This window comes from Kribbella sp. CA-253562, assembly GCF_050942265.1.
Taxonomy (GTDB): Bacteria; Actinomycetota; Actinomycetes; order Propionibacteriales; family Kribbellaceae; genus Kribbella.
On sequence record NZ_CP192049.1, the window covers coordinates 4,385,883 to 4,410,824 of the forward strand.

The window sequence follows — 24,942 nt, forward strand, 5'->3', positions numbered from 1 at the left end:
TACCTTCAGACCAGTCGACAGGTGAGGAGCCCCCGTGAGCAAGCTGGCCGTGGTGATGACGCCGGAGCGCGCCGAGGACGTGATCAGCCCGCGGACCCGGGAACTGATCGAGGCGAAGTTCGCGGTGACCTGGGCGCCGGAGACCAGCCCGGAAACGGTGACCGCGCTCTCCCGTGACGCCGACGTGGTGCTGACCAGCTGGGGTACGCCGCACCTGCACCCCTCGATCTGGTCCGACGGCAGCGGCCCGAAGGTGGTCGCGCACGCGGCCGGCTCGGTGAAGAAGCTGGTCGACCCGGCGATCTTCGAGCAGGGCGTCGCGGTCTTCTCCGCCGGCGGCCGGATCGCCTGGTCGGTCGGCGAGTACTGCCTGGCCTCGATGCTGACGCTGGCCCGTCGGCTCCCCCGCTTCGACGGTGCGATCCGCGCGGGCGGCTGGAAGCAGACGGCGTACCGCGGGCACGAACTCGCCGGCGCAAAGGTCGGGATTCTCGGTGCGAGCTCGACAGCGCGGGCACTGATCACGTTGCTGAAGCCGTTCGAATGCGACGTCGTCGTCTACGACCCCTACCTGAGCGACGAGCGCGCCGCCGAACTCGGGGTCCGGCGGGCGGAACTCGAGGAGACGCTGCAGGCCGGATTCGTGAGTCTGCACGTGCCCGACGTCCCGGAGACCAAGGGCCTGGTGACGCGGAAGCTGATCGAGCAGCTTCCGGACGGCGCGGTGGTCGTCAACTCGTCGCGCGGTCCCGCGATCGACCAGCAGGCGTTGCTCGAGCACGCGCTCGACGGGCGGATCTACGCCGCGCTCGACGTGTACGACCCCGAGCCGCCGACGCTGGAGCAGAAGGTGCTCGAGGCACCGAACTTGCTGCTCACCCCGCATGTCGCGGGTGACACCGAGGAGGGTCATCTGGCGCTGGCCGGCTACGTGATCGCCGATGTCCTGCAGTACCTCGAGCACGGCACGCGCGGTCCCAGCTACGTCGATCCGTCCTCCTGGTCGATCCAGGCCTGAGCGGAAGGAGGCTCCCGATGTCGCGGATCAGATCGGTTGAGGTGTTCGCTGTCGCGGTGCCGTTCGCGCGGCAGTTCGTGCTCGGCAGCGGTACGGTCGGGCGCCCGGACGAAAGGCCCGACCAGGCCGGTGCCGTGGTGTTCGTCAAGCTGACCACCGAGGACGGCGTGGTCGGGTGGGGAGAGCAGAGAGCGCTCCCCAGCTGGAGCTACGAGACCGCCGAGACGATCGCGGTGGTGATCAACCGGCACCTGACCCCGATCCTGCTGGAGCTGACGCCGTTCGACGTCGAGCTGTTCCACCAGCAGGCGGCCAAGCGGCTCAGCCCTTCGGTGTCGAACGGCTTCCCGTTCGCCCGCGCGGCCGTCGACCTGGCCATGCACGACGCGGCCGGCAAGTTGGCCGGCGTACCGGTGCACGCGCTGCTCGGCGGCAAGGTGCACGACGAGATCCCGCTCTGCTCGGCGATCGGGGTCGGTGCGCCGGAGATCGTGCGCGAGCACGCCCGGCAGTCGTCGGACTATGCGGCGTACAAGGTGAAGATCGGTGGCGATCCCGACCAGGACGCCGCCGCGATCGAGGCGGTCGCGGAGGTCGCCGGCGCCAAGCCGTTGTGGCTCGACGCGAACCAGTCCTACCGACCGAGCGCCCTCAAGCAATTGCTCGACCGGACTCGCGACATCCGCACGATCCACTGCGTCGAGCAGCCGGTGCCGAGCACGGACCTGCTGGCGATGCGGAGGCTGCGCGGCCTGATCGATCTACCGGTCGCGATCGACGAGGGCAGCTTCACCGCACAGGATCTGGCCCGCACGCTGCAACTCGACGCTGCCGATCTGGTCGTGATCAAGGTCGCCAAGTCGGCCGGCCTGCGCAACGCGCTGAAGACCGCCCAGGTCGCGCTCTCCGGCGGTCTCGAGATTCTCTCCAGCGGCTTGACCGACTGCGGCATCGGCTTCGCGGCCGCGCTGCACGTCTTCAGCCAGCTGGAGCTGGCACTGCCCGCCGAGCTGAACGGGCCGGAGTTGCTGTCCGACCTGTACGTCGAAGGACTGACCATCACCAAGGCCGTCGCGACGGTCCCCACCGCCCCTGGCCTGGGCGTCGAGGTCGACGAGGAGCGGATCCGCGCCGAGTCGATCGACCTGCTCTTCACCTGAGGAGTTCCCCCTGATGCAGACACAGCTGTCCCGCCGCAGCGTGCTCAAGCTGACCGGCCTGGCCGGCCTCGGCGCAGCCGCCGCCGGCTGTTCGTCCGGCCCACCGTCCGGGGCCGCGAGCTGGGCCATGTGGTCCAGCAGCCCGGCCGAACGCAAGGTGTGGGAGGACTTCAGCGCCTACGTCGAACGCGAGCTGAAGATCAAGTCCGTTCCCAACCTCACCCCCTCCAGCGGCTACCCGACCAAACTCGACCTGCAACTGGTCAGCGGCACCGCCAGCCTGGTCACCGCGCTGAACGGCACCCTGATCCCGACGTACGCCGCCCGCGGTGCGCACCGCCCGCTGGACGACCTGATCGCCCAGGACCCCGACTTCGCGCTCGACGACTTCTACCAGCCGATTCGCACGATCAGCACGTTCAACGAGCAGACCTACGGGATCGGCTTCGACGTCGCGCCGACGGTGCTGTACTACAACAAGACGCTGTTGCAGAAGCAGGGCATCGCGCTGCCGTCGCGGACAGAGCCGATGACGTGGGCGACGTTCCGCGACCTGGCCGAGGAGCTGACCCGGCCACCGGACCAGTACGGCTTCAGTTGCGCGCCGGCCATCGACGACCTGGTGTCGTGGATCTACTGCGCCGGCGGCAACGTGATGAACGCCGACGCCACCAAGAGCGCGCTGAACGCGCCGGAAGCGATGGAGGCGATCCAGTTCGTCGTCGACCTGTTCGTCAAGGACAAGGTCACGCCGCCGATCGCGAACCTGGTCACCGAGAGTTCGCTGTCCAACTTCCTCGAGGGCAACGTCGCGTTCATGCAGAACGGTCCGTGGCAGGTGGTCAACGTCCGGAAGGCGAAGTTCGACTGGGACATCGTCCCGTTCCCGGCCGGCGCGGCCGGCAGTACGCCGCGGGTGTCGGGGTCGAGCTTCGCGATCCCGGCGAAGGTCCGCGGCGACGACCTGGAGCTGGCCTGGAAGCTGCTCAAGACCCTGACCAGCAAAGGGGCCCTCGACATCTATGCCCGGGCCGGCCGCAACAATCCCGCCCGGCTGTCGGCCGGCAGCGCGTTCAAGCCGCCGCCGGACAACCTCGGCATCGTCCAGGACATCCTGGCCGGCAAGGTCGCCGGTGGGCATCCGTTCGACGTGACCACGAACTGGAACCAGGTCAAGCAACTGCTCGGCCAGGACCTGCCGAGGACATTCCTCGGCCAGGTCACGGTCAAGGAGGCGATCGACGGCTTGACGCCGCGCCTCGACGTCCTGATGGAGCAGCACCAGGACAACATCCGTCAAGCCTCGGCCCGGAAGGGGTGATCCGATGGCCGTCGACACCCTGCCCGCCACCGCGGCAGCCGCTCGCCACCAGCGGCCGGCCGGCGCGAAGAAGGCCAAGAACCGCGAGGCGTTCACCGCCTGGCTGTTCATCCTGCCCAGCCTGATCGGCTTCCTGGCCTTCACCGCCGGACCGGTCCTCGCGGCGGGCGTGATCAGCCTGCTGAACTGGAACCTGTTCAGCTCCCCGACCTGGGCCGGCCTCAAGAACTTCGCCCGGCTCGGTCCCGACCCGACCTTCTGGTCCGCGCTCGGCAACACGGCGTACTTCACCTTGCTCAGCGTGCCGGTCACGATCCTGGTCAGCCTGGCGCTGGCGCTGCTGCTGAACGAGGGCGTCCGCCGGATCGCGGTCTTCCGCTCGTTGCTGCTGTTGCCCTACGCAACCATCACGGTCGCGGTCGCGTTCGTCTGGATCTGGCTCTACATCCCGCACGACGGCCTGGTGAACGCCGTGCTCGGGCTGGTCGGCATCGACGGGCCGGCCTGGCTGATCTCCGACGGCTGGGCGATGCCGGCGCTGATCGCGATGAGCGTGTGGAAGAGTTTCGGCTTCGGCATGGTGGTCTTCCTGGCCGGGTTGCAGGCGATCCCGCAGCAGCTGTACGAGGCCGCGAAGGTGGACGGCAGCAACGCGCTCCAGACGTTTCGCAGCGTCACGCTGCCGATGCTGTCTCCCGCGCTGTTCTTCGTCGTGGTGACGTCGATCATCGGTTCGTTCCAGGTCTTCGACCAGGCCCTGATCATGACCAACGGCGGTCCGGGATCGAGGACCACGACGCTGGTGATGTACATCTACCGGACCGGCTTCGAGAACTACGACCAGGGGTACGCCGCGGCGCAGTCGCTGGTCCTGTTCGGCTTCATCGTGGTGATCACCGCGGCCCAGTTCCTGCTCCAGCGGAGGCTCGTCCACTATGACAACTGACGCACTCGCTCCCCTGCGCAAGAACCCGGTGGCGACCCGGAAGCTGGTCGTGTTCGCCTGCTTCGTGGTCACCGCGGTGACACTGGTGCCGGTCGTGATGATGGTGCTGGTGGCGTTCCAGTCCGACGCCGAGTCGATGGCCGCGCGGCCGTCGTTCTGGCCGAGCAGCTGGCACCCGGAGAACCTGACCCGCGCGTTCGACCTGGTCCCGCTGGGCCGCTACCTGGTGAACACGGTGATCTTCGCGGCCGGTACGACGCTGCTGGAGACCGTGACGGCCGCGCTCGCGGCGTACGCGTTCGCCAGGCTGCAGTTCCCGGGCCGGACCTGGTTGTTCGGCGTCTACCTGGCGACACTGATGATCCCGTCGCAGGTGACGCTGATCCCGCAGTTCGTGCTGGTCGCCAAGCTGCAGGGAATCGACACCTGGCCGGGCATGATCCTGCCGCACGCGTTCACCGCGCTCGGCGTGTTCCTGCTGCGGCAGTTCTTCCTCGGCATCCCGCGCGACTACGAGGAGGCCGCCCGCCTCGACGGCGCGAACCGGTGGCAGGCCTTCGTCCGGGTGATCGTGCCGCTGGCCGTGCCGGCGATCGCGACGCTGGCGGTGTTCAAGTTCATCGGGCAGTGGAACAACCTGCTGTGGCCACTCGTGATCTCCAACACCGACGCGACCCGGACCGCGGCGGTCGGGCTGCAGGTGTTCCAGGACACCAACGGCACCCAGTGGAACCTGTTGCTGATGGCAGCGACCATCACGACCGTGCCGTTGATCGTGCTGTTCTTCCTCACCCAGCGCTGGTTCGTCAAGGGCATCACCATGAGTGGACTCGGAGGCCGCTGACTCATGACCTACATCTGGTCCGTCTTCACCAAACCGTGGGCCGCACTGCCCGGGGACGAGCTGGGCGAGCTCGTCGCCGGACTCGGCTTCACCGGCGCGGAGATCCCCGTCCGGGACACGTCGTACGTGACGCCGGCGAGGGCGGAGAAGGTGCTGCCGCGGTTCACCGAGCAGCTCCGGGCCGCCGGCGTCGAGCCGATCAGCATCGCCGGCGGGCTCGACGAGTCCACCTTCGCGGCGGCGGCCGCGGCAGGGGTCCCGATGATCCGGATCATGGCCGAGCTCGGCCCGGACGGCTACCCGGCATCGGTACGACGCAACCGCGAGCAGCTCGAGGCCGCGGCCGGCCACGCCGCGCAGTACGGCGTACAGGTCGGGGTGCAGCCGCATCACGGCAGGTTCGTCGCGTCGACGCTCGGTGTCGTGCAACTGCTCGACGGGTTGCCCGGCCAGTTCAAGGTGGTCTGGGACGCGGCGCACGACGTACTGGCGGGTGACGATCCGGCGGTCACGCTGGAGCTGGCCGGCGACCGGCTCGGCATCGTGAACCTGAAGAACGTCACCTACGTACCGACCGAGCCGACCGGCGACGTCGGCGGGGCGTGGCGGCCGTGGTTCGTGCAGGGCAGCGACGGTCTGGCCAACTGGTCGAGCGCGTTCGCGACCCTGAGCCGACTCGGCTGGCACGGACCGATCTGCCTGAGCGGTCAGTACTCCGATCCGTCGGTCCCGACGACGGACCGGCTGAAGATCGACCTCGACGCCGCGAAGGCGGCCGCTGGGCTGTAGAACGCGCCGGACCGGTGTCGAGCTGACGGCACCGGCTCCGACGTAGCCTCGGACGGAACCCGAGGAGGCGACGTGAAGTACATGGTGCTGATCTACGGCAACGAGGAGACCTGGAAGGCGCTGGAAGCCGAGGGGATGGAGTCGGTGCACGACGTGCACCGCGCCCTGCTGGCCGAGACGCGGGCCAGTGGTGAGCTGATCGAGGCCCAGGGACTGACGACGTCAGGGGCTCGGGTGGTCCAAGTCCGTGACAGTACGCCGGCGGTGACGGACGGGCCGTTCACGGAGGCGAAGGAAGTGCTGGCCGGCTACTACCTGTTCGAGTGCGACCTGGACCGGGCGACCGAACTGGCCGCGCGGCTGGAGGAGGCGAAGTACTCCCCGGTCGAGGTCCGGGGACTCATCCAGCCGCTCGACGAGTGATTCGTTTCCAGCGACTTGCCGGGCTCAGCTCGGCGTTGACCTGAGACCGGCGAGTCGCTGCTGCAGCCGGGTGTTCTAGCTGGGACGTACCGGCGCGAGAGTGACCCCACCTGTGGCGGGTTGATCACCCATCCCGCGGCCACCCCGGACGAACACCGTCGCGCCCTGCTCGGGTGCCGGGGCACCGTCGCGCAGGCGCAGGGTGGTGGTCAGACCGTTGCTCAAGGTCAGAACCGCCACGCGTCGCGGCCGCCCGGCCGGGATCGACGAGCTCACCTCGTGGATGCCGGTGCAGACCGCTGGTTGGATCGAAGCCCTGCCGAGCGCTGTCGTGCCGTGACTCCTCACATCACGGCGCTGCTCGGCGAGCCGCCTCATGGCTGACACAGATCCCCCTCCTCATCGGGTCCCCCGAGGGACAGTTGAAAAGACGCAACTGCCGCCGGTGCAACGGTTTTCGCAGCACCGACGCGAGCACAGTTGCCGCACTCCGGCACGCCTCACCGCAACGGAGTGATCACGGCAGCCTTGCTGACAGTGACGGCGTTTTCAAGGGATGAGGTCAGGTTTCCCGCCTGCCGGAACGCTTGTCCACCCAGCGCGTTCGCCCCGGAACTACTGGCCCCCGAATCCGGTGGTCGCGATGCCCTTGATGATCTGGCGCTGGAAGAACAGAAAGACCAGGACCAGCGGCAGTGCGGCCAGGATCGCGGAGGCCATGTTCTGCGCGTATTGCAGGCCGTACGCGCTCTTCACGGTCTGCAGACCGACCGGCAACGTCATCAGGTCGGCGTCGGTGGTGACGATGAACGGCCACAGGAAGTTGTTCCACGCACCGATGAACACGAAGATCGCGACCGCGGCGAGAATTGGCCGCGACAACGGCAGCACGATCGACCAGAACACCCGCAGCCGGTGCGCGCCGTCGACGCGGGCGGCGTCTTCCAGTTCGACCGGGATCTGGTCGAAGAAGCGTTTCAGGATCAGCACCATCGCCGGCGCGAACGCCTGCGGCAGGATGATTCCCCAATGGGTGTCGACCAGGTCGAAGGCAAGCATCTGGCGAAACAGCGGAACGATCAGCAGCTGCGGCGGAATGATGATCGCCGCGATGATCGCGGCGTACAGCCAGCGCCGGCCGTGGAAGCTGATCCGGGAGAACGCGTAACCGGCCAGCGCCGACGTGGCGACCGTGATGACCGTGATCAGCACCGAGGTGAGCAGGCTGTTCCACGCCCACAGCGGGATGTCGCCCGCGCTGAGCACCTTGCGGTAGGCATCGAGGCTGAAGCCGTCGGGCGGACTGAGGCTGAGCGTGGACGCTCCGGCGTCGGCCTCGCTCTTCAGCGAGGTGAGGATCGCCCACGCGAACGGGACCAGCCAGGTCGCGGCCAGGAACGCCAGGATCAGCAGCGCGACCATCCGGGACACGCTCCACGGATTCTCCCCCGGCTTGTGGCCCTGCCGGTACGCCGTTTTGTTGCGCTGAAGACCTCTCGACAACGAATAGGTGCTCACTGGGCGCTCCTGCGGTTGATCAGCTTGTACTGCGCGATCGAGATCGCCACGATGATCGCGAAGAAGAGGTAGGAGATCGCGGACGAGTAGCCGAACCGGTAACCGGTGAAGCCGGCCTCGTAGATGTACTGCACGATCGGCCGGGTGGAGCCGGCCGGGCCGCCGTTGGTGAGCATGTAGATCTGGTCGAACACCTTCAGCGACGCGAGCACCTGCAGGGTCAGGATCAGCGCGGTGGTCGGCGCGAGCTGCGGAATCACGATCGAGAACAGCTGGCGCCACTTGCCGGCGCCGTCGATCGCGGCCGCCTCGAACTGCTGCTCGGGGATGTTCTGCAGCGCGGCCAGGTAGAGCAGGAAGTTGAACCCGATCGTCCACCACAGCGTGGTCAGCACGACCGAGATCATCGCCACGTTCGGGTCCTGCAGCCAGGCGATCGGCGCGATGCCGAACTCGGCCAGTACGCCGTTGAACAGCCCGAGCTTCGGGTTGTACATCCACGCCCAGAACAGCACGACAACCGTCGAGGCCAGCAGGTAGGGCAGGAAGAACGACAGCCGCCACAACCATCGGCCGGGCAGCCCGAGATTGACCAGCAGCGCGAACGCCAGCGACAGCACCACCAGCGGGATCGTGCTCAGCACCGTGAACCACACGGTGTTGCCGAACGACCTCCACATGTCGGGATCGCCGAGCGCCTCGGCGTAGTTGGCGAAGCCGACCAGGTCGCCGTTCGCGCCGGTCAGCGTCTCGCCGGTGAAGCTCAGGTAGAGGCCGTAGCCGGCCGGGACCACCAGGAACAGCACGAACAGCACCGCGAACGGCGCCGCGAAGGCCCATCCGGTCAGTGACTCGTCGCGCCGGGCCCGGACGGCGCCGGCTGTGTTGCCATCCGCAACCACCACCTCGGCGGCCGGACTGTCGACTGCTGTCGGCATCGCGATCTCCCTCTCTGGATGAGCTCAGACCGGTTGCGGGCGGTCGAGCAGCTTGTTCAGCCGCCGCACGAACCCGTCGAAGCCGGCCGCCGGGTCCCCGCTGCCGAGATAGACGTTCTGCAGGTTCTCCGCGAAGTAGTTGGTGAAATCGCTGCCGGCGCCGCTGAACCAGACGTCCGGGTCGTAGTTGACGTAGGCCGGGATGCCGACGTAGTTCGACTGCGGCTTCAGCGCGAGGTACTCCGGGCTCTTCACCACCGGCTGGTACGCCGGGATGTGCCCGCCGCCCTCGGCCCAGGTGACCGAGCGCTTCAGCAGCTCGGCGACCAGCTGGTAGGTATGGCGGCGACGTTCGGGGTCCGTTCGCGACTGCCGCGGCAGCACGAAGGTGTGCGAGTCGGCGTACGCGGCCTGCTGCCCGAACAGCGCCGGGATCGGCATCGCGTCGAACGGCATCTTGGAGGCCTTCAGCACCGGCAGTTCCCACACACCGCCGAAGAGCAGGCCGCTCTCGCCGTGCAGGAACTCGCTGACCGCCGTACCGCCGTCGCCGCTGCGAGTGGCGATCGTGTCGTTCAGCAACGAGCGCACGAAATCGAGCACCTTCACCGCGGCCGCCTGGTCGGCCTCGGCCTTCATGCCGGGCACGAGCTTCAGCTCCGCGCCGGTCTGGCGGTAGAAGGTGTAGAAGAGCCGCCACATCTGCGCCGGGTCACCGAGGTACCCGTACGACAGTCCGTGCTTGCGGGTGATGTTCTGCAGCTTCGCCGCGACCTCGATGAACTGCTCCGGGCTGTCCATCGTCGCGATCGTGTCGGTGACGCCGGCCTTCTCGGCGTGCTGGGTGTTGTAGTAGAGCACGAACGGGTGCGTGTCGAGCGCGATCGAGTACAGCTTGCCGTCGTACACGCCCTTCTGCCACACCAGCGGCGGGAAGTCTCGCTCGTGCACGCCGACCTCGGCGAGCAGCTCGACGTCCCACGGCTCGAGCAGTCCGCCGGGCGCGTAGCCGGCGATCCGGGACGCGTGCATGACCGCGAGATCGGGCGCGCGCCCGCCGGCCGAGGCCATCGCCAGTTTCGTGTAGTACGGCGCTCCCCAGGCGAGCACGGTCTGCTCGGCGCGGAATCCGGCGTTCATCGCGTTCACGGCGTCGACCAGGCCGGCCATCACGATCCCGTCGCCGCCGCTCATCAGGTGCCAGTAGCTGAGTTCGTCGGTGGAACCGCGAGCGCCCGGCGCGCAGCCGGACAACACGCTTCCACCGGCCAGCGCGGCGGCTCCGGAGAGCAGGCGGCGCCGGGAGATCTGACCGTCGAACGGTGTCATGGGCGGTGTCCCTTCGCAGGCGGCACCGATCATTACATCGTTGCAATGCGCTGACAAGACCTGGAGATCATGGTTTTTGTCGGAATGTGTTGGCTAACGTGTGGTGCTGGCGCGGGTCACCAGGCGATGCGGTACGACGATCCGGCGCGGTGTCGCGGCGGGATCGGACATCCGCTCGGCGAGCAGGTCGAGGGCCGACGCGACGAAGAGCCGCCGGTCGAAGTCCACGGTGGTCAGCGGCGGCACCGTGTACCGGCTCTCGAGGATGTTGTCGAAACCGGCGACCGCACAGCGCTCCGGTACGGAGATGCCCGCCGACCACAAGGCCGACAACGCGCCGCTGGCGATCGTGTCGGTGAAGCAGAAGATCGCGTCCGGCGGTTCGTGCTGTTCCAGGTACTGGCCGACGACCGTCGCGGCGCCTTCGGGGCTCCACCGGTCCAGGCCGATCTCGAGCGCCGGGTCGTAGCAGCCGGCCGCCGTGAGCACTTCGCGGTAGCCGATCACGCGCAGCCGCGCGGCCGCCGTACCGGCTGAGTCGGTGCTGCCGCCGACCCGGCCGGTGCGGTTGGGGACTTCCGGCGTACCGACCGCGGCGATCCGGCGGTAGCCCTGGTCGACGAGGTGCTGCGTCATGTCGCGTGCGGCGCTGACGTTGTCGATGCAGACCTGGCTGACGACGTCCTGGTCGACGTCCCCGATCAGTACGACGGGCGGCAGCGGGCCGGCCGACATCACCGCGCTGTCGTCGAGGTTGACCGGGTTGAGGATCAGGCCGTCGATCTGGTGCGACCGGGCCTTCGAGAGCAGGTCGTACTCGCGGTCGGGCTCCGCGGCGGTCTGCTCGATCTGCACACCCCAGCCGCGCTCGTGCGCGAGCTCGACGACCAGGTGGGTGATCTCGGCCGAGTAGGGCCGGAGCAGATCCGGCAGGGCCAGGCCGATCATGCCGGACCGGCCGTTGCGCAGTCCGCGGGCGCTCAGGTTCGGCACGTAGTCGAGTTCGCTGAGCGCCTGCTCGACCTTGGCCCGCGTCTCCGGCCGGACGAACACGACGCCGTTGATGACGTTCGACACCGTCTTCGGGGACACCCCGGCCAGCTTGGCGACGTCCTTGACGGTGGCACGCATGGGCCCATTCTCACCGACGCGCGCGGGCTGCCGCGGATGCCTTCGTTGTCATCGGGTGGTGAGTGCACCGCCGTTCACGTGCAGGACCTGGCCGGTGAGGTGTCGCGCGCCCGGCGAGGCCAGGAAGTGGATCAGCGCGGCCACGTCGTCCGGCGTACCGGCGCGGCCTGTCAGGGTCGAGTCCACCAGCCACCGGCGTCGCTCGTCGGACAGCTTGCCCTGGAAGAACTCGGTCTCCGCGGTGTATCCGGGAGCCACCACGTTGGAGGTGATCCCGCGTGGTCCGAGCTCGGCGGCCAGATCCAGGCTCCAGGTGGCGAGCGCGGACTTCGCGGCGCCGTACGAGCCGCCGCCTCGGGTCCCGGCGATCGAACCGAGGTGGATGGCGGCCGTCGTGAGCCGCGGCGCCAAGGCGGTGGTGGTCAGCACGGCGGACACCACGTTGGCTGTGTAGTTGGCGAGCCAGTTCTGCGCCAGTTGGCCGAGGTCGTCACCGGCCTGGGGCGCACCGAGGTCGGTATTGCCGCCGGCGTTGTTCACCAGTACGTCGACTCGCTCCGGCAGCGCCGCGGCCAGGTCGGCGACCTGCGCCGGATCCGTCGCGTCGCACACGACGCCCTCGGCGCCCAAGTCGTCGGCGGCCTGCTTCAGGACTTCGGCCCGCCGGCCGGTGATCACCACGCGGTCGCCGTCGGCGCGGAACAGCGCTGCCGCCGCACGGCCGATCCCGGTCGCTCCCCCGGTCACCACGATCGTTCTCGACACGCCATCTCCTTACGTTTAGGTCTAAATGTTTAGACCTAAACGTAGCATGACCCGCATGGCCGACAAGTTCTCCGACTCCTATCCGCTGGACGCGCCGAGCAGCTATCCCGCGATGGAGATCGCGCGGGCCTGGCAGCGGGAGCGGCCCGGCGTGCCGACCGAGTCGATCGGCATCGTCACTCCCCTGTGGCGACTGGCGAAGTTGTTCGCGGACGACCGGCGGCGGCTGCTGGCCGAGCTCGGCGTCGACCCGGCGACGCTGGATCTGCTCAGTGTGCTGCGGCGCAGCGGGCCGCCGTACGAGTTGAGCACGCGGGAGCTGACCGCTCGCACGCTGGTGACGGCCGGCGCGATCTCCCAACGGGTACGGCGGGCCGAGGAGGCGGGTCTGGTCAGCCGCCGCACGGAGGATGCGCGGCGCGTGGTCGTGTCGCTGACGCCCGGTGGGCACGAGCTGATCGAGCGAACGGTGGACCAGGTGCTGACCCGGGAGGCGGAGCTGGTGTCGTCGCTCGAAGCCGGGCAGCGCGAGCAGCTGGGCCGGCAGTTGCAGGAGCTGCTGGACGCCGTCCAGGACCGCCTGGGCTGAACTCGAAGCTTCACCGTCGTGTTGAAGGTTCTGCAGGGTCCGCTCGCGGGACTACGGCGGCAAAGCTTTTATGGGCGCTTCAATGAGACGATTGAAGGCATGCCTTTCACGCGTTCGACCGACGACACCGCCGACAGCCACGACGTGATCCAGGTCCGCGGAGCCCGCGAGAACAACCTCGGCGGAGTCTCGCTGGACATCCCCAAACGCCGCCTGACCGTCTTCACCGGGGTCTCCGGCTCCGGCAAGTCCTCGCTGGTCTTCGGCACGATCGCCGCGGAGTCCCAGCGGCTGATCAACGAGACCTACACCGCCTTCGTCCAGAACTTCATGCCCAGCCTGTCCCGGCCCGACGTCGACTCGCTGCGCAACCTCAGCGCCGCGATCATCGTCGACCAGGAACGCATCGGCGCCAACGCCCGCTCGACGGTCGGCACCGCGACCGACGCGCACACGATGCTGCGGATCCTGTTCAGCCGGATCGGTACGCCGTCCGCCGGGCCGCCGTCGGCGTTCAGCTTCAACCGGGCCGAGGGCATGTGCCCGGTCTGCGAGGGCCTCGGCAAGGCGACCGAGGTGGACCTCGACGAACTGGTGGACCGCGACAAGTCGCTGAACCAGGGTGCGATCAAGGCGCCTGGGTTCGGCGTCGACACCTGGTATTGGCAGCTGTTCGCGAACTCTGGCCTGTTCGACCCGGACCTGCCCCTGGGCGACTACCCGGCCGAGCAGTGGGAGAGGTTCCTGTACTCCCCCACCACGAAGGTGAAGGTCGGCACGAGCAACCTCACCTTCGAGGGGCTCGTGGTCAAGGTGAAGAAGCAGTACCTGGGCAAGGACCGCGACGCGATGCAGAGCGCGGCGCGGGCGTTCGCGGATCGCGCGCTGAAACTCGGGCGGTGCCCGGAGTGCGACGGTGCGCGACTCAACGCGGCCGCGCGGGCGGTGCGGATCGACGGGGTCGGGATCGCGCAGTGCTCGGCGATGCAGATCAGCGACCTGGCCGAGTTCGTCCGCGGGATCGACGACCCGTCGGTCGGGCCGATGCTGGAAGGGCTGCGCGAGACGCTGGACTCGATGGTCGACATCGGGCTGGGATACCTCAGCCTGGATCGCGAGTCGGGCACGCTGTCCGGCGGTGAGGCGCAGCGGGTGAAGCTGGTCCGCCACCTCGGGTCGGCGCTGACCGACGTCACCTACGTCTTCGACGAGCCGACCGTCGGGCTGCACCCGCACGACATCCAGCGGATGAACGAACTGCTGCTGCAACTGAAGAACAAGGGCAACACCGTGCTGGTGGTCGAGCACAAACCGGAGACGATCCGGATCGCCGACCACGTCGTCGACCTCGGGCCCGGCGCCGGGCTGGCCGGTGGCCGGCTCTGCTACGCCGGCGACGTGAAGGGCCTGCTGAAGTCCGGCACGCTGACCGGGCGGTACCTGGACCACAAGGTCGCGCTGCGCGAGAAGGTCCGGACGCCGACGGGCAGCCTGCGGATCGAAGGGGCGAACCTGCACAACCTGCAGGACGTCAGCGTGGACGTGCCGCTCGGCGTGCTGACGGTGGTCACCGGCGTCGCGGGCTCGGGCAAGAGCTCGCTGATCCACGGCTCACTGGCCGGCCGGGACGGCGTGATCGTCGCCGGCCAGGACCCGATCCGCGGCTCGCGGCGCAGCAACCCCGCGACGTACACGGGCCTGCTGGATCCGATCCGGGCCGAGTTCGCGAAGGTCAACAAGGTGAAGCCGGGACTGTTCAGCGCGAACTCCGTCGGCGCCTGCCCGACCTGCAAGGGCATCGGGCTGGTCTACACCGACCTCGGCATGATGGCCGAGGTGTCGTCGGCGTGCGAACAGTGCAACGGCGCCCGGTTCACCCCGGAGGTACTCGCCTACCAGCTGCGCGGCAAGAACATCAGCGAGGTGCTGCGCATGACGGTCACCGAGGCGCGGGAGTTCTTCGCGCGCGGACCGTCGCGGACGATCCTGGACCGGCTGAGCTCGGTCGGCCTGGGGTATCTGAGCCTTGGGCAACCACTCACCACCCTGTCCGGCGGCGAACGCCAGCGGATGAAGCTGGCGATCAACATGAGCAAGCGCGGATCGATCTACATCCTCGACGAGCCGACCACCGGCCTGCACCTGGCCGACGTCGACCAGTTGCTGACGATGCTGGACGGGTTGGTCGACGACGGCAACACGGTGATCGTGATCGAGCACCACCAAGCGGTGATGGCCCATGCCGACTGGCTGATCGACCTTGGCCCGGGCGCCGGTCACGACGGCGGCCGGATCGTCTTCGAAGGCACCCCGGCCGACCTGGTCGAGTCCAGCGCCTCGCTCACCGCCGAGCACCTGCGCCAGTACGTCGGCGCGACGGCCTGATCCCGCGATCCGGTGGAGCTCACAGCCCGGCGAGCCGCCGCGCCGCCTCGGCGAGCTCCACCGGATCGGCCGCGGCAGCGAAGTTGAACCGCAACCAGGACCCCGGCCGCTCGGTGGCGAAGTAGCGACTGCCCTGGCTCACCCCGACCCCCAGGTCGCGCGCGGCCGCGGTCAGCGACACGTCGTCCGACCCGACCCGGACCCACAGGTGAAGCCCACCGGCCGGCACGTGATCCACGGCCCAGTCCGGTCGATGCTGCTCCAACGCCGTCATCAGCACGCGGCGGCGTTCGCGCAACGCGGCCCCGAGCGTCTTGAGCTGGCGTTCCCACGACGGCGCGGCGACCAGTTCGAGCGCGGCCTCCTGCAACGGTCGCGGGACGAAGAAGTCGTCCACCTGCCGTACGGACCGCAGCCGCTCCAGCACGGGTCCACGGGCGACCAAGGCCCCGACCCGCAGACTCGGGGCCGCCGGTTTCGTCAGTGAGGTGATCAGCACGACCGTGCCGTCCCGGTCGTCGGACAGCAGCGGCTTGGGCGGCGCGGTGGGACCGCCGTGGCCCAGGAACCTGGCGAAGTCGTCCTCCAGCACGAACGCGCCGGCTGCTCGTGCCACCTCCACCACCTGACGCCGCCGCTCGGTCGACAGCACCGCACCGGTGGGGTTCTGGTACGTCGGCTGGCAGTAGAGCAGCCTGGCACCCGACCGGGCGAAGGCCTCCGCGAGCAACTCCGGTCGCAGCCCGTCGGCGTCGATCGGCACCGGCACTGGACTGAGCCCGGCGGCCCTCGCCGCCGCCAGCGCACCCGGATAGGTCGGCGACTCGACGAGCACCGGACTGCTTGGAGCGGCGATCGCGCGGAACGCGATCGAGAGCGCACTCTGACCCCCACCGGTGACCAGTACGTCGTCCGGCGTCACGGACGGACCGCACCACGTCGCGAAGACCGCTCGCAGTGACTGCAGACCGTTCACGGGAGCGCGATCCCAGGCACCCGGTCGCCGGGCGGCGCGGGCGAGCGCGTTGCCCAAGGCACGGACCGGTTGCAGGGACTCGTGCAGGTAGCCGCCGTCGAGGCGGATCGTGCCGGCCGGCCACGAGGTGTCGAGCGGCCGGCCGGGATCGACAGTCCGGTCGGCGAGGGCGACGGTCTGCCATCCGAAGTCGGGCAGCACCGGTGCGCCCCGCGAAGGCAGGGCAACGAACGTTCCACTGCCCGGACGGGTCTCGACCACCCCTTCCGCGGCCAGCTGTGCGATCACCTTGACCACGGTCCCCGGGCCCACCCGGTACCGGTCGACCAGCTCACGGTTGCTCGGCAGCTTCTGGCCCGGTGACAGCTCGCGGACCAGCGCCCGCAGACCGTTGCCGAGTCCACCAGTAGTGCTACTGTCGTTCATGAGAGCTGATGCTAGCGCTACTGAGCTGACCCGGGAATCACTACTCGCCCTCCGCGCCGACACTCCCGGCACGGCCGAGGTGGTCCACTTCAACAACGCGGGCTGCGGATTGCTCGCCACCCCCGTGCTGGCCGCCGTACTCGGGCAGCTGGAGTTGGAGGCGCGGATCGGTGGGTACGAGGCGGCCGCCGCACGGGCCGAGCAGGTCCAAGCCTTCTACACCGAGCTGTCCGCGCTGCTGAACTGTGCCCCGGGCAACATCGCCTTCGCCGGCAGCGCCACCCACGCGTACGCGACCGCGCTGTCGGCGATCCCGTTCGAGCGCGGCGACGTCATCCTGACCACCCGCAACGACTTCATCTCCAACCAGCTCGCGTTCCTGTCGCTGCGGCGGCGGTTCTGGGTCGAGATCGTGCACGCGCCCGACCTGCCCGAAGGCGGGGTGGACGTCGACGCGATGGCGGCTCTGATGCGCTCACGGCGCCCGCGACTCGTGGCCGCGACCCACATCCCGACCAACTCCGGACTGGTCCAGCCGGTCGAGGAGATCGGCCGGCACTGCCGGGAGCTGGACCTGCTGTATCTGGTCGACGCGTGCCAGTCGGTCGGGCAGTACCCGCTGGACGTCGACCGGATCGGGTGCGACTTCCTGACCGGCACCTGCCGCAAGTTCCTGCGCGGCCCGCGCGGTACGGGTTTTCTGTACGTGTCCGATCGCGTGCTCGGGGCCGGGTACGAGCCGCTGTTCATCGACATGCGCGGCGCGAGCTGGTCGGCCCCGGAGACCTACACGCCGAGCCCGACCGCCCGGCGCTTCGAGGACTGGGAGTTCCCGTACGCCGCGGTGATCGGCAGCGCAGAGGCAGTCCGGTACGCCCGGCAGGTCGGTCTCGACGTCATCGCGCACCGGACGCCGGCGCTCGCCGCCGATCTGCGGGACCGGCTCGACGCGCTGCCCGGCGTACGGGCGCTGGATCGGGGCCGGCAGCTCGGCGCCCTGGTGACCGTCACCGTCGAGGGCCGGCAGCCGCAGGAGTTCAAGGCCGCGCTCGACGCGCGTGGAATCAACTCGGCGCTGAGCTTTCGCGAGTTCGCCCAGTACGACTTCGGCGACAAGGACGTCGACTGGTGCCTGCGGTTGTCGCCGCACTACTACAACACCGAGGACGAGGTCGCGCAGGTGGTCGCCGCGATCGCCGAACTGGCGCCGCGATGACCACCTCGTACTCCGCTCCCCCGTTGCGGACCAACCGCGACTTCCGGCGGTTCTGGTTCGGCGAGACGCTGTCGCTGCTCGGCAGCCAGGTCACCACGCTGGCGCTGCCGTTGACCGCCCTGCAGGTGTTCGGCGCGTCGGACCGGGAGGTCGGACTGCTGCGCTTCCTGCAACTGCTGCCCTATCTGGGGCTCGCGCTGATCTTCGGGGTCTGGGTGGACCGGGCGCGCCGGCGCCGCGTGATGCTCGGCGCCAACCTCGGCCGGCTCCTCCTGCTCGGCGCGATCCCGCTGCTGCACTGGGCCGATCTGCTGACGCTGCCGGTTTTGTTGCTGATGGCAACCGCCATCGGGGTCGCGTCGGTCCTGTTCGACGTCAGCTGGATGGCCTACGTCCCGGTCCTCGTCCGCGACCCACGCCAGTACGTCGAAGCAAGCGCGAAGCTCGCCATGACGTCCAGCGCGACCGATGTCGCCGGGCCCGGTCTGGCCGGTGTGCTGGTCGGCTGGCTCACCGCGCCGATCGCACTGGTCGTCGACGCCTGCTCGTACGCCGTCTCGGTGCTGACGCTGCTGTTCATCCGCACACCGGAACCGCATCCACCCAAGGACGACCGACGGCACGCCGGACGGGAACTGCTCGACGGTCTGCGCTGGGTGTTCGGCCGGCCGTTGCTGCGCGCGCTGGCGTTGATCGGCCTGTGCTGCAACTTCTCGATGATCACGGTGTGGACGATGTTCCTGCTCTACGGCAGCCGTGACCTGCGGCTCGGCGCGCAGACCCTCGGCGTGGTGTTCGCCGCCGCGTCGGTCGGCGGCCTGATCGGGTCGGCGATCTCGCGACGGGTGGTGGCCCACTTCCCGGTCGGGCGCGTCTACCTGATCGCGCAGTCGATGCTGCTGCTCGGACCGGTCCTGATCCCGCTGGCGGGCGGGCCCGAGCCGGTGCTGCTCGCGACGGTGATCGCGTCGTTTTTCCTCACTTACCTCGGGCTCGGCGTGGCCGGCGTCGTGATCGTGAGCTTGCGGCAGACCGTCACTCCGCCGGAACTCATGGGCCGGATGACCGCGGTGTTCCGGACGCTGCTGTTCGGCGGCGGTGCGCTGGGTGGCCTGAGTGCCGGTCTGCTGTCGGAGGCTCTCGGCGCTCGGGGCGCGCTGATCGTCGCGGCCGCCGCCTCGGCGCTCGTGGTGCCGGTCTTGCTGCTGTCACCAGTCGTGCGCCTGAGACGACTGCCGGAGCCGGTCACGTCCGGGTGACCGACTCCGAGGCGAGGGACTCGATCAGGTCGTGCCAGGCGGCTTCGTGTTCGGCGCCGGCGCCGGTCTGGGTGAGCACCAGGCGGGCTCCGCCGTTGCCGTCGCGCAGGGTCCAGGTGACCGATCCGTCCCCCGCCGGATACACCAGCCGCACCGGCTGCTCCACCTCGGCGACCGGACCAGGCTCGATGCCCTCGGCAACGAAACCGCCGGGTGGCAGGTCGCCGGTGACAACCTCCGCGCCGCCGGCCAGCCGGGCCCAGACGTCGTCCTTGGGTCCGGTCAGCTGGCGCTCGAAGCGCAGGGTGCCGTCCGCAAGCACCTCCGGGCGGTCCAGCCCGTAGACCTTGACGAAGTGTTCGTGCAGGACCGAGTAGTGCTCGCGCGGTACGGAGTCGCCACCCAGCGCCTTGTCCAGCGCGTCCAGGCAGAGGATCCAGCCGCTGGTGAGGCTGGCCGAGCTCGCCCGGTCGTCGTACGTCGAGGTGAGGCTGAGTTCGCACCCGTCGTCGGTCGGGGTGACTTCCCAGCGCTGGATCTCGCTCCCCCAGGTGAACTCCAGCAGCCGCGGCGGATCGTAGGCGCGGATCACCCCGGTGTGGTCCGGGTCCTCGACGAAGTCGTCCTCGCCGTCGGGGAAGGTGAACGCGATCCGGCCGTCCAGGCGCAGATCCACCTCGACCAGCGCCGGATACCAGTGCGCCAGCTCGGCCGGATCGGTCAGGGCCCGCCAGACCTTGTCCGGCGGGTGGGCCAGCCGGCGCCGCATCCGCAGCACGGTCCGGCCGTTCTCGCTGGTCAGTGATTCGCTCATGACCTCATATATACCGTTCGAGGCATATAAAAGACAAGCGCGAGGCCCGGCGGATCGGTGTCCGCCGGGCCTCGTCTCAGTTCACTTCGAGCAGGTGTAGATCGTGGCGTTGTCGAGCCACCAGTTGCCCGGGATCAGGTCGGCGAAGTCCTTGCCGTGCCCGGTCCAGCGGAACTTCAGCTGCTTGCCGGTGAAGTCCGACAGGTCCAGCCGGCTGGTCTCCCAGCCACCGGAGTTGCCGTGCCAGGCGGCCGGCTCGTCGGGGAAGTTCGGATCCACCGACGGCCCGTTCTTCCAGTCCAGCCCGGCGGTGTCCTTCCAGGTCGCGCCACCGTTGTCGGAGTACTCCATGGTCGCGGCGCCGGTCCGGACGGCGAAGATGACGAACACGTTGTAGAAGTTGTACGCGTGCGTGAAGCGCAGGTAGGTCTTCGGGTTCTTGATCTTCGTGCCGTTCGCGGTCTGCAGGCTGATCGAGCCCTCGGGATCGGTCACCACACCGAGCATCGAGTCGTCCCCGTCCTGCGAGTACGACGTGTCGACCATCGAGCCCTCGAGACCCTCGCCCTTGCCGAGCACCCAGCCCTCACCGCGCACGACCTTGCCGTCGGGGTAGGTCGCGAAGCTCGTCTTGAACAGGCTCTTGGTCTTCGCCCCGGCGGTGTCGCAGACCGGCGCCTGGGCCGGCTTGCCGACGGCCGGCTCGAAGTCCATCTCGGTGGCCTTGATCGCCAGCTCGACCTGGGCGCAGTCGGCCTTCGTCATGCCGGACTTCTTCTTCTTGGCCAGCTTGGCGCAGGTCGCCCGCAGCCCCTCGGCCAGATCGCCGTAGTCGGCACCCGACGTCAGCACCTTCTGGGTCTCGTGCCACAGCACCTCGGAGCGGGCCAGGCCGATGCCGAGCATCTTCTGCCCGTTGAACGCGCCGCCGTCGGAGATCAGGTACGCCGCCTTGTTGCCGACGCCGGAGTTGAAGTGCACGCCGCCGTTGTCCTGGAAGAACTCGTCGTCGAACCACTTGTCGCTGCGCATCCGGTCCGGGTCGCCGTACTTGGTCGGGTCGGACATGCTGCGGATCACGCCCAGGCTCGAGCCCTCGCCGATCTGCCAGCGGTTGGCCGCGGTGTCGTCCGCGGAGCCGTTGGTCAGGTCGACGAACTCACCGAGGATGTCGGAGAACGCATCGTTGATCGCACCGGCCTCCCACAGGTAGGCCAGGCCGGAGGTGTGCTGGGTGACGCCGTGGGTCAGCTCGTGGCCGGTCACGTCGTCGGTGCTGACGCCTTCGCCGAAGGCCATCTGCTCGCCGTTCCAGAACGCGTTGGCGTACGGGCAGCCGCCGTCGACGCAGATCCGGACCGTGCCGCGCAGCGCCTTGCCCAGGCCGTCGCCGTAGTCGACGCCGATCAGCTCGGTCAGGTCGGTGCCGAGCGAGGCGTAGGTGTCGGAGGTGTCGCCGAAGTACGCGTAGACCTGGTTGACGTCCTGGATCGCGGACGGCGCCTGGCCCTCGGCGCGGCCGGCCGGGAAGACCGTGCCGCAACGGACATCCTCGGCGCCGGTCTGGATGATGGCGCGATTCGCGTCGCAGACAACGCGGTTCAGGTGCTCAGCCAGGTCCCAGGCGAGCAGGGCCTTGCCGGCCGACGCGTGCACCATCGCCTGCCAGCGAGTGTCGCCTGGACCGGTCACGTCGTACAGGTAGACCGGGATGGCGACCGAACCGGGCTGGCGGGTGACCAGGCCGAGGTCGAGCCAGCGCGGTCCCTGCAGCTTGGCGGACAGTTTGCCGGCGTCGAGCTTGCCGCGGGTGGCGACCGCCTGCACGGCCGCGTCCTGCGCGGTGGTCTTCGCGGCGTCGGCCTTGCCGGCGGCCGGGAACGTCCCGTACGTCGCCAGCGCGACCTCGCCGTTCGCGGCCTCGAGCGCACCGGACTTGTCCAGGCTGGCGACGATCTCGCCGCCGTACACCTCGACGCCGTCGATGACCTGCTGGAACCGGGTCTGCGAGCCGTACTCGGACAGGCTGCTCCTCTCCGCGACCAGGTCGGCCGGGCGCGCACCGAAGTACGGCGCGACCTGGGCCACCTGGGCCTTGGCCACGGCGATCGCGTCGGGCTTGCTGGTCGCGGACTTGCCGGCCCGCGCGCTGACCGAGGCCGGAGCCTTCAGCGGCGTGGCCGGCCGGACCGAGTGGGCACGACCGGTCGCGTCCCGCTTGGTCACCAGACCGGCACCGCCGGCCTTCGGGGTCTCCACGGTTCGGATCTCGGGACTCTTGGCGGTTGCCGCGTCCTGGACCGGGGCGCTGCCGGCCGTCCCCGGTGCCACGAGGGCGAGTGATACTGCGCCGGCCGCGAGGCCGGTCAGCCAGGTGCGAGCTTTCACAGGCATTTCCTCCCAGTAATGCGTGTCGCCGAGAACCCCAAGCCCCCAAGCTCGCCCTCGGCCGGTTTCCGCGGTCCGGCGCCGAAAACCGCCGGAAGCCGCGTGACGGCTGCACCCTGTCATCCGGCGAATCCGGAACGCGACCGGTCGTGACCCATCTCACACCAGCGTGACGACGCTTTCACAGACGGTGACTTTCGCGCGATCGCCTCAGGCTCGGAGCCCACTACCCAGAGTGCTGGCACAGGTGCGTCCGCGACACCAGAAGGCCAACAGGAGAAGGGGATTCACGGCCTCGTCAGGCTGTCGCCGGCCATCCGGCGACGACACCGGCCACCCCTCCGGGGCCGGCCTCGCTCACCGGGCGGCCGAAGCCGTGCACTGGTCCGGAACGGCGAGAAGCCGGCGGACAGGCCGGTGCGGCACCTCTGCATCACACCACGAACAGAGGCGCCGCGCAGCCCGTCGGGTGTCAGCTCAGGTGCGGCTGCACCAAATTGGAGTAGCTCGCCTGGCCGGTGACGTTCGGATGATACGACTCGCTGATCGGGTTGGACAGCCCGTTGATCCACTCCGGGCTGCCGCAGACCGCATGCCCGATGAACGCCTGGGTCGGGTTCACGAACGTGTAGCCGGCCGCGCTCGCCGCCGCGGCGATCTTGGCGTTGAGCAGGTCCGCGGTCTGGTTCAGCCGGGTCATCTCGGCAGCGCTGAAGAACGTGCCCGCGTTGCAGTCGGTGCCGTTGAACAGCCGCGGGTAGCCGACGATGATCACCTTCGCGCTCGTCGCCCGGCTGCGCACCGTCGCGTACAGCGTGTTGAGCCGGCCCGGGATCGTGTTGTTGATCGTCGCCTGAGCGGTGTTGATCGCGCCGTCACAGTTGGCCAGCCAGGCCGGCTTCGCGCACTCGGTGATCACCGACGAGAAGCCGGCGTCGTTGCCGCCGACCTGGAGCGTGACGAAGTTGACCGCCGCGTTGAGCGGGCCGAGCTGGTTCGCGGTGACGTCGGCGACCCGCGCACCGGAGCACGCGACCGAGGTCAGCGTCGCGCCGATCCGGGCCGCGTCGAGATACGGGTAGGACTTGGTGGAGCGCTGGCACGCGCCGCTGTCGGCGATGTAGCTGCGGGTGCCGACGCCGGAGGCGTAGGAGTCGCCGAGGGCGACGTACGAGACGGCCGCGTGGGCCACGGTCGGGTTGACCAGCAGCGCGGTGCCGAGCACCGCGCTGCCGAGGACTGCGAGGAGGCGTTTCATGGGGGCGGACCGCCTTTGCACTGGAGGGGCTGGGACCCTTCTGCTGGCACGACTGACAGTCACGATCCCGCAGCCCTGAGTGACAATCAACCCTTGGGTAAGAAATTCACCGCGGATTCTCCTGCAAGGTAGCCGGGCGGCAGGCAACCATCAGGCCGTCCAGCACCGCACCCGCCTCGGCCGGGTCGTCCTGGTGGCCGTCGCGGTGCCGCAACGCCAGGTGGCCGGCGGCAACCTCCCGCGGCCCGACGACCACCTGGTACGGCGCCTGCCGGTTCTCCCGGATCCGGGCGCCGAGGGTGCCCTCGTCGGCGTGCGCGATCTCCGCCCGCAGCCCGCGGTCGGTGGCGCGGCGCGCGATCTCGGCGGCATAGGACTCCTCGGCGTCCGACAGCGGCAGGACGACCACCTGCACCGGCGCGAGCCAGGCCGGGAACGCGCCACCGTGCTGCTCGATCAGGTGCGCGATCACCCGTTCCAGGCTGCCGATGATCGCCCGGTGCACCATCACCGGCCGGAGCTTGTCACCACCAGGTTTGTTGCCATCGGCACCGATGTACTCGAGCTCGAACCGGGCCGGCTGGTGGAAGTCGACCTGGATGGTGGACAGGGTGTACTCGCGCCCGGCCGCGTCCTCGAGCTGGATGTCGATCTTCGGCCCGTAGAACGCCGCCTCGCCGAGCGCCTGCTCGTACTCGACCCCGGCGTCACGCAGGACCGAGCCGAGCAGGTCGGCCGAGCGGTCCCAGCTCTCCTGGTCGCCGACGTACTTGCTGCCGGGTTCGCCGATCCGGGCGTCGGCCGCGGGCAGCGACAGCAGGAAGCGGGACGGGCTGAGCCCGAGATCGCCGTACGCGCGCAGGATCAGGTCGAGCGCGGCCCGGGCCTCGTCGGCGACCTGGTCGAGGGTGCAGAAGATGTGGCCGTCGTTCAGCTGGATCGCGCGGACCCGGCTCAGTCCGCCGAGCACGCCGGACAGTTCGGAGCGGTACATGCCGCCGAGTTCGGCGTACCGGATCGGGAGCTCGCGATAGCTGTGGGCGCGGGACCGGTAGATCAAGGCATGGTGAGGGCACAGGCTCGGTCGCAGGACGACCTCCTCCTCCCCCACTTTCATCGGCGGATACATGTCGTCGCTGTAGTGCGACCAGTGGCCGGAGATCTCGTAGAGCTCGCGTTTGCCGAGCACGGGTGAGTAGACGTGCTGGTAACCCGCACGGCGTTCCAGCTCGGCGACGTAGCTCTCCAGCGCGTGCCGGATCGCCGCGCCGGCGGGCAGCAGGTAGGGAAGGCCCGCGCCGATCAGCGGGTCGGAGTCGAACAGGCCGAGCTCGCGGCCGTACTTGCGGTGGTCGAACATGGTTTCGTTCCTCGCTCGATTCGTCGGGCGAGTGACCGGTGACAACACAAAAGCCCCGGGGCACTCGCCCCGGGGCTTTCGGAAGACTG

22 protein-coding genes are annotated in these 24,942 nt (G+C 69.2%); 11 read left to right on the forward strand and 11 right to left on the reverse strand.

Translation table 11 applies throughout. From position 1 onward, the window contains the following. The first annotated feature begins 34 nt into the window (after window positions 1–34). The 7 genes from ACQPXM_RS20735 to ACQPXM_RS20765 all read left to right on the forward strand — a co-directional run bounded on the left by ACQPXM_RS20735 (window position 35) and on the right by ACQPXM_RS20765 (window position 6,501). Complete coding sequence (locus ACQPXM_RS20735) at window positions 35–1,018, forward strand: hydroxyacid dehydrogenase (RefSeq protein WP_432935471.1); 984 nt, start codon at window positions 35–37, stop codon at window positions 1,016–1,018. Window positions 1,019–1,035: 17 nt separating this feature from the next. Next, window positions 1,036–2,178: a mandelate racemase/muconate lactonizing enzyme family protein gene (locus ACQPXM_RS20740; RefSeq protein ID WP_432935473.1), complete on the forward strand. Its 1,143-nt coding sequence runs from the start codon at window positions 1,036–1,038 to the stop codon at window positions 2,176–2,178. A gap of 13 nt (window positions 2,179–2,191) precedes the next feature. Further along, window positions 2,192–3,499 (forward strand): ABC transporter substrate-binding protein, encoded by a 1,308-nt coding sequence (locus ACQPXM_RS20745; protein WP_432935475.1) that lies wholly within the window; start codon window positions 2,192–2,194, stop codon window positions 3,497–3,499. A gap of 4 nt (window positions 3,500–3,503) precedes the next feature. After that, window positions 3,504–4,445 carry a carbohydrate ABC transporter permease gene (locus tag ACQPXM_RS20750; RefSeq protein WP_432935477.1) on the forward strand — a complete coding sequence of 314 codons (942 nt, stop codon included), beginning with the start codon at window positions 3,504–3,506 and terminating at the stop codon, window positions 4,443–4,445. Continuing rightward, a complete protein-coding gene (locus ACQPXM_RS20755; RefSeq protein WP_432935479.1) occupies window positions 4,435–5,289 on the forward strand; it encodes a carbohydrate ABC transporter permease in 855 nt (284 codons plus the stop codon). The genes ACQPXM_RS20750 and ACQPXM_RS20755 overlap by 11 nt, the downstream gene beginning before the upstream one ends. 3 nt (window positions 5,290–5,292) lie before the next feature. Continuing rightward, entirely contained in the window at window positions 5,293–6,078 is a 786-nt protein-coding gene (locus ACQPXM_RS20760) for a sugar phosphate isomerase/epimerase family protein (RefSeq protein WP_432935481.1), read from the forward strand. A gap of 81 nt (window positions 6,079–6,159) precedes the next feature. Further along, a complete protein-coding gene (locus ACQPXM_RS20765) occupies window positions 6,160–6,501 on the forward strand; it encodes a YciI family protein (protein ID WP_432951058.1) in 342 nt (113 codons plus the stop codon). A gap of 75 nt (window positions 6,502–6,576) precedes the next feature. On the opposite strand, the gene ACQPXM_RS20770 is transcribed toward ACQPXM_RS20765, so the two are convergent. From ACQPXM_RS20770 to ACQPXM_RS20795, 6 genes are all read right to left on the reverse strand, one after another. Further along, window positions 6,577–6,888 (reverse strand): hypothetical protein, encoded by a 312-nt coding sequence (locus tag ACQPXM_RS20770; protein ID WP_432935483.1) that lies wholly within the window; start codon window positions 6,886–6,888, stop codon window positions 6,577–6,579. 228 nt (window positions 6,889–7,116) lie between these two features. Further along, window positions 7,117–8,019: a carbohydrate ABC transporter permease gene (locus ACQPXM_RS20775; RefSeq protein WP_432935485.1), complete on the reverse strand. Its 903-nt coding sequence runs from the start codon at window positions 8,017–8,019 to the stop codon at window positions 7,117–7,119. Then, window positions 8,016–8,957: a carbohydrate ABC transporter permease gene (locus tag ACQPXM_RS20780; RefSeq protein WP_432935487.1), complete on the reverse strand. Its 942-nt coding sequence runs from the start codon at window positions 8,955–8,957 to the stop codon at window positions 8,016–8,018. The genes ACQPXM_RS20775 and ACQPXM_RS20780 overlap by 4 nt, the downstream gene beginning before the upstream one ends. A gap of 24 nt (window positions 8,958–8,981) precedes the next feature. Then, window positions 8,982–10,286: an extracellular solute-binding protein gene (locus ACQPXM_RS20785; protein ID WP_432935490.1), complete on the reverse strand. Its 1,305-nt coding sequence runs from the start codon at window positions 10,284–10,286 to the stop codon at window positions 8,982–8,984. Between the two features lie 93 nt (window positions 10,287–10,379). Further along, complete coding sequence (locus ACQPXM_RS20790) at window positions 10,380–11,417, reverse strand: LacI family DNA-binding transcriptional regulator (protein ID WP_432935492.1); 1,038 nt, start codon at window positions 11,415–11,417, stop codon at window positions 10,380–10,382. A gap of 48 nt (window positions 11,418–11,465) precedes the next feature. Beyond that, window positions 11,466–12,182 (reverse strand): SDR family NAD(P)-dependent oxidoreductase, encoded by a 717-nt coding sequence (locus ACQPXM_RS20795; protein WP_432935494.1) that lies wholly within the window; start codon window positions 12,180–12,182, stop codon window positions 11,466–11,468. Window positions 12,183–12,237: 55 nt separating this feature from the next. Between ACQPXM_RS20795 and ACQPXM_RS20800 the strand changes: the two genes are divergently transcribed. Both ACQPXM_RS20800 and ACQPXM_RS20805 read left to right on the forward strand, forming a co-directional pair. Next, the gene (locus ACQPXM_RS20800; protein ID WP_432935496.1) at window positions 12,238–12,771 is read left to right on the forward strand and encodes a MarR family winged helix-turn-helix transcriptional regulator; all 534 of its coding nucleotides are present in this window, start codon (window positions 12,238–12,240) and stop codon (window positions 12,769–12,771) included. A 99-nt stretch (window positions 12,772–12,870) separates the two neighbouring features. Continuing rightward, window positions 12,871–15,156 (forward strand): ATP-binding cassette domain-containing protein, encoded by a 2,286-nt coding sequence (locus tag ACQPXM_RS20805; RefSeq protein WP_432935498.1) that lies wholly within the window; start codon window positions 12,871–12,873, stop codon window positions 15,154–15,156. Window positions 15,157–15,175: 19 nt separating this feature from the next. Here the strand turns inward: ACQPXM_RS20805 and ACQPXM_RS20810 are convergent, their stop codons facing one another. Continuing rightward, entirely contained in the window at window positions 15,176–16,558 is a 1,383-nt protein-coding gene (locus tag ACQPXM_RS20810) for a PLP-dependent aminotransferase family protein (protein ID WP_432935500.1), read from the reverse strand. Between ACQPXM_RS20810 and ACQPXM_RS20815 the strand changes: the two genes are divergently transcribed. Together ACQPXM_RS20815 and ACQPXM_RS20820 are read left to right on the forward strand one after the other, a co-directional pair. Further along, complete coding sequence (locus ACQPXM_RS20815) at window positions 16,557–17,774, forward strand: aminotransferase class V-fold PLP-dependent enzyme (RefSeq protein WP_432935502.1); 1,218 nt, start codon at window positions 16,557–16,559, stop codon at window positions 17,772–17,774. The genes ACQPXM_RS20810 and ACQPXM_RS20815 overlap by 2 nt on opposite strands. Then, on the forward strand, window positions 17,771–19,033 hold the full coding sequence (locus tag ACQPXM_RS20820) for an MFS transporter (RefSeq protein WP_432935504.1): 1,263 nt from the start codon (window positions 17,771–17,773) through the stop codon (window positions 19,031–19,033). The genes ACQPXM_RS20815 and ACQPXM_RS20820 overlap by 4 nt, the downstream gene beginning before the upstream one ends. Here the strand turns inward: ACQPXM_RS20820 and ACQPXM_RS20825 are convergent. From ACQPXM_RS20825 to thrS, 4 genes are all read right to left on the reverse strand, one after another. Beyond that, window positions 19,020–19,847, reverse strand: coding sequence for an SRPBCC family protein (locus ACQPXM_RS20825; RefSeq protein ID WP_432935506.1), 828 nt, complete (start codon window positions 19,845–19,847; stop codon window positions 19,020–19,022). The genes ACQPXM_RS20820 and ACQPXM_RS20825 overlap by 14 nt on opposite strands. Before the next feature lie 81 nt (window positions 19,848–19,928). After that, complete coding sequence (locus ACQPXM_RS20830) at window positions 19,929–22,235, reverse strand: M4 family metallopeptidase (protein WP_432935508.1); 2,307 nt, start codon at window positions 22,233–22,235, stop codon at window positions 19,929–19,931. Between the two features lie 472 nt (window positions 22,236–22,707). Further along, window positions 22,708–23,493, reverse strand: a complete 786-nt coding sequence (locus ACQPXM_RS20835) for an SGNH/GDSL hydrolase family protein (RefSeq protein ID WP_432935510.1) — start codon at window positions 23,491–23,493, stop codon at window positions 22,708–22,710. Window positions 23,494–23,599: 106 nt separating this feature from the next. Next, window positions 23,600–24,853 (reverse strand): threonine--tRNA ligase, encoded by a 1,254-nt coding sequence (gene thrS / locus ACQPXM_RS20840; RefSeq protein ID WP_432935512.1) that lies wholly within the window; start codon window positions 24,851–24,853, stop codon window positions 23,600–23,602. Window positions 24,854–24,942: the final 89 nt, after the last annotated feature.